The organism is Moorena producens 3L (genome assembly GCF_000211815.1).
GTDB lineage: Bacteria > Cyanobacteriota > Cyanobacteriia > Cyanobacteriales > Coleofasciculaceae > Moorena > Moorena producens.
On the sequence record NZ_GL890897.1, the window covers coordinates 1 to 1,391 of the forward strand.

General features: G+C 44.8%; 3 protein-coding genes. All 3 read right to left on the bottom strand.

Annotated elements, in window-relative coordinates; genetic code table 11:
* Window positions 1-212 (bottom strand): FHA domain-containing protein (locus LYNGBM3L_RS13120; RefSeq protein WP_008183739.1); only part of this gene is annotated, 212 nt, incomplete at its 3' end.
* A gap of 5 nt (window positions 213-217) precedes the next feature.
* A complete protein-coding gene (locus LYNGBM3L_RS13125) occupies window positions 218-1,054 on the bottom strand; it encodes a M48 family metallopeptidase (RefSeq protein WP_008183741.1) in 837 nt (278 codons plus the stop codon).
* A 60-nt stretch (window positions 1,055-1,114) separates the two neighbouring features.
* Window positions 1,115-1,391 (bottom strand): PcfJ domain-containing protein (locus tag LYNGBM3L_RS36410; protein WP_008183743.1); only part of this gene is annotated, 277 nt, incomplete at its 5' end.

The window sequence follows — 1,391 nt, forward strand, 5'->3', positions numbered from 1 at the left end:
TTAGGCTGCAGGCGTTTTTCATTCACCTTGGTACCATTGGCACTCTCCAAGTCGATGATAAAGACCCCTTCTGATCTTCGTTCAATTTGGGCATGCTCCCGGGAGACCCTTCTACCGTCCACTTCAATCTCCGCACCGTGTCCATTTCTTCCAATGGTCAGCTTTTTCCCCGGCTCAAGGGGTATCGACCGTGTATTGTAAATTAAATACATCTCTTTTATCTATTGTTGTCTATATAGGAGTGTATGCAGTTCTTTCTATGTTCTGCAAAGGGGTGTGTCGAAGTAAGCTTTCTTAGCAAATCCTGTTTTTCATATCGCTCCAATTTTTTGAAAAAATCCGCAAATCGGTTAACATTGTAACCTGCGGCCTTGGCAAGCTCAAAGCCGACTTTGTCGGCCTCATATTCGTCAATTTGATCAAAGGGCGGGGCCAGTGTTCTGTTGATTTTACTGGCTATTTCCGCAAAACCGTCCATTCGGGTCATATCCCCTAGATCAGTGGAGAGTGTGAGCTTGGTCACTTTACGCTGGGTGTGCAATCGGTCCTCGTGGGCAACTTCATGACCAATGATGAAGGCCAGTTCGTCATAGGAATCCACAAAGTCCAATAGTCCGGTGGTGATGTAGAGATAGCCACCAAGAGTGGCGAAAGCATTGATTTCATCCGATTTAAGTATGCTCAATTTGTAGTTTACCCCTTTACGGGAAACGTTCTTTGAGATTTCTTGTAGGATTTCCTCGACCTTTTCCCTGGCAAAATGGGTGTTGTCCAATTGGCCCAACAAGACGTATCGGCTGTAAATTTCCCTGCCGATGGAGCTTTTGGAATTACTGCTGATATAGAGTGCAAAATCAAGCCAATTGTTCTCCGCCTGTTTCAATAGAAAGGCGGGGCCATCAAATGCATGGCCACAGTTGTTCAACAAGGCTGCATCTTCAACTTTGGAGGTGTAGACGGCTATAGCTTCGTCAAGTTTATCCAAGGGCAGTTCCTGTGCACCGGACCATTTAAAAAGGAGAATGACTAGAAGAGTGGAAAGGGTTGGTTTCATCTTGTTTTTATGGTATATAACCAAATGTAGCAAATGTCATCTTTTAAGTGGAAAATTTCCCTATAAATCTTTGCTACAGACACTTGACAACCACTGCTTGGTCACTTTGGATTCCTCCTCCGAAGGTCTTCTGTTGCCTTTGCCCAAGCACTGTACCAATATGCGGAACTTTGGACTTATCTCGATTGTAATGACCCTGTTTCCATTCTTTTTCAGGGAGAAAATTGCCGAAGTGCCCGAGGCGCACCTTCCTGCATAGGTTCCCACACAATGACGCATAATCCGTCCTTCTTCATACAATTGTTTGCCGTTGGTCAGTTCCACAAAATCCCATGTA